Origin of the sequence: Arthrobacter sp. GCM10027362 (assembly GCF_042679445.1) — a bacterium.
In the GTDB taxonomy this organism is placed as follows: Bacteria; Actinomycetota; Actinomycetes; order Actinomycetales; family Micrococcaceae; genus Crystallibacter.
Genome location: NZ_JBHTML010000299.1, coordinates 1 through 3,039, shown reverse-complemented (window position 1 = coordinate 3,039; position 3,039 = coordinate 1). Strand labels below are relative to the sequence as shown.

General features: G+C 74.0%; 2 protein-coding genes. One reads left to right on the top strand and one right to left on the bottom strand.

The window, feature by feature from the left end; genetic code table 11:
• Window positions 1-1,784: S9 family peptidase (locus tag ACFQ36_RS21855; RefSeq protein WP_377017521.1), on the top strand; the 1,784-nt coding region annotated here is incomplete at its 5' end.
• Between the two features lie 63 nt (window positions 1,785-1,847).
• Here the strand turns inward: ACFQ36_RS21855 and ACFQ36_RS21850 are convergent.
• Window positions 1,848-2,837, bottom strand: a complete 990-nt coding sequence (locus ACFQ36_RS21850; protein ID WP_377017519.1) for an A/G-specific adenine glycosylase — start codon at window positions 2,835-2,837, stop codon at window positions 1,848-1,850.
• Window positions 2,838-3,039: the final 202 nt, after the last annotated feature.

Here is a 3,039-nt window from a genome sequence, read left to right as displayed (position 1 = left end):
TGGTGCTCTCCCGGCCCGGCGGCGTGGGCTCCGTTCGGGCCGCCCGGGATGCGGACACGGTGATCGTGGCCGCCCCGGTGCTCGCCGGCTCCGCCGACGAAGCCGCCGACGCCGCACGGCGCAAGGCGCGCCAGGAACGCAAGGTCTCCGCCATCCTGCATTCGGGCTATCCGGTGCGGTTCTGGGACCAGGACCTGGGCCCGGGGCAGATCCGGTACTTCGTGCTCGAACCGGCCGGGCCGGACGACGCCGCGGCGGATACCGGCGCGGCGACCGGGGAAGACGGCGGGGCGGTGAACGCCGATCCCGGCCTGCCCGCCACCACCGACGCCGAGCCCCCGCTGAAGCTGCGCAACATCACCCCGGACGCCGGCGCGGCCCTGCTCGAGACCGGCGCGGCGCTGAGCCCGGACGGCACCACGCTGCTGACCGGGTTCCGCAAGCCGCTGGCACGCGGCGACTTCCGCAGCGTGCTGGCCGCTGTGGACACCGCCACCGGCGGGCGGCGGATCCTGCTGGACAGCGAGGATGCCGAATACCAGCCGGGCCCGGTCAGCCCGGACGGGACCAGCGCCGTCGTCGTGCGCGAGCTCATCTCCGGACCGCACCGGATTCCGGACGTGACACTGGGGCTGGTGCCGCTGGCCGGCGGGGACTTCGTGCCGCTGGCCCCGGACTGGGACCGCTGGCCCCGTCCGGCCGCCTGGCTGCCGGACGGTTCGGCGGTGGTGGTGACCGCCGACGAAGAGGGCCGGTCCCCGGTGTTTCTGGTCGACGTCGGTTCCGGTGCCGTGCGCCGGGTGACCGGGGACGATGCCGCCTATGCCGACGTCGTCGTCTCCCCCGACGGCAGGTATGCGTACGCGCTGCGCAGCAGCTACCTGTTCCCGCCCGAACCGGTGCGCATCGACCTGTCCACCGGCGAGACGGTGCCGCTGCCGTCCCCGGCGGCCCGGCCCCGGCTGCCCGGGCGCCTGGAGGAGGTGGAGGCGGCTGCCGGGGACGGCACCCGGGTGCGCGCCTGGCTGGCCCTGCCCCAGGATGCCTCGGCCGAACGCCCGGCGCCGCTGCTGCTGTGGGTGCACGGCGGCCCGCTCGGCTCCTGGAACGCGTGGAGCTGGCGCTGGTGCCCCTGGATCATGGTGGCCCGCGGCTATGCCGTGCTGCTGCCGGATCCGGCCCTGTCCACCGGCTACGGCCGGGACTTCATCCGCCGCGGCTGGGGCCGGTGGGGGCAGGAGCCGTTCACCGACCTGATGGCCATCACGGACGCGGCCGGGCAGCGCCCGGACATCGACGCGGCGCGCACCGCTGCCATGGGCGGGTCCTTCGGCGGCTACATGGCCAATTGGATCGCCGGACACACGGACCGCTTCCGGGCCATCGTCACCCACGCCAGCCTGTGGGCGCTGGACCAGTTCGGCGCCACCACCGACGTCTCCACCTACTGGGAGAAGGAAATGACCCCGGAAATGGCGCTGGCCAATTCCCCGCACCGGCACGTGCAGGACATCCGCACGCCGATGCTGGTCATCCACGGCGACAAGGACTACCGGGTGCCGATCGGGGAGGGGCTGCGGCTGTGGTACGAGCTGCTCTCGCGCTCCGGGCTGCCCGCGGACGAGCGGGGCGAAACGGTGCACCGCTTCCTGTATTTCCCGGACGAGAACCACTGGGTGCTCGCCCCCCAGCACGCACGCGTCTGGTACTCCGTCGTCGAAAGCTTCCTGGCCCGGCACGTGCTCGGCCGGGAAACGGAGCTGCCGGCCGAACTCGGGCTCTAGGCATGACCGGGCCGGCGGATGCCCGCCTGAGCACCTGCCGGCCCGTTTTCGGGCGGGGAGCGGTCAGGCCGGCAGTGCCACGCCGGCGGCGGAGGCCTGCGCCAGGCCATCTTCCAGCAGCCCGTCCAGGCAGCGCGCCAGCTGCTCGTCGCCGGCGTTCAGCCCGTGCAGCCGCCGCAGCTCGGCCTGGAAACCGTCCCCGGAGTCCGCGGCAACCGCCAGGTCCACCGAACCGAGCAGCAGGCCGGGCAGCACCGGCGCCGTCGCCTTGCGCAGCACGGCCAGCATGGCACCGCGCACCTGCCGGTCGGTCCCCGCCCAGGCCTGGCCTTTGGGAACATAACGTGGCTCCGGCCGCCCGGCGGCGACCCAGGCGCACTGATCCAGCACCGGGCACTGGTCGCACCGGGGCGTCCGTGCGGTGCAGACCAGGGCCCCGAGCTCCATCACGCCGGCGTTCCAGGCCCTGGCGGCGGTGCGGCCAGGCATCAGGGCCCGCGCGAGCTTCATTTCCCCGGCCGTGAGCGACGGCGCCGGCAGCGCTTCGCCTGAGACCAGCCGCGCGTGTACCCGGCGGATGTTGGTATCCACCACGGTTTCCGGAGCATCGAAGGCGAAGGAGGCAATGGCCGCCGCCGTATAGGTGCCCACGCCCGGCAGCTCAAGCAGGTCCGCATAGGTGCCCGGCACCGCTCCGCCGTGTTTTTCCACGATGGCGACGGCGGCCGCGTGCAGCCGCAGCGCGCGCCGCGGGTAGCCCAGACGGCCCCAGGCCCGCACCGCCTCGCCGCTTGGTTCGGCGGCCAGCGCGGCGGGGGCCGGCCAGCGCCGCAGCCACTGCTCCCATACGGGCAGTACCCGGGCCACCGGAGTCTGCTGCAGCATGAATTCGCTGACCATGATGCCCCAGGGGCCGCAGTCCGGCTCCCGCCAGGGCAGCGGACGGGCATTGGCTTCGAACCAGCGGGCGATCCGGCCGTGGAGCAGTCCGGCCCCGGGCGCGGCGGGCGACGCGGGGACCCGCGCAGCTGTATCTGGCGCAGAAATCGGCATGTAGCTCCTCACACGTGATCACCAATACTGTACTGCCCGGCGTGGTGCGCCGCGCCCGGCGCCCCGGCATCCTTAGCCTTAAGGCATGGCAGGAAACGGAGGCAGCACGGGGCGCGGAGCACCCGCCCCCCGGCGGTCCTCCGCCCCCGGTTCCAGGCCGGCCGCGTCAGGGCTGCGGCGCGGGCCCGGTCCCGCCGTGTAC

Coding starts and splice junctions, on each gene's coding strand:
- ACFQ36_RS21850 (WP_377017519.1), bottom strand. CDS start 2,837: ATGCCGATTTCTGCGCCAGATACAGCTGCGCGGGTCCCCGCGTCGCCC.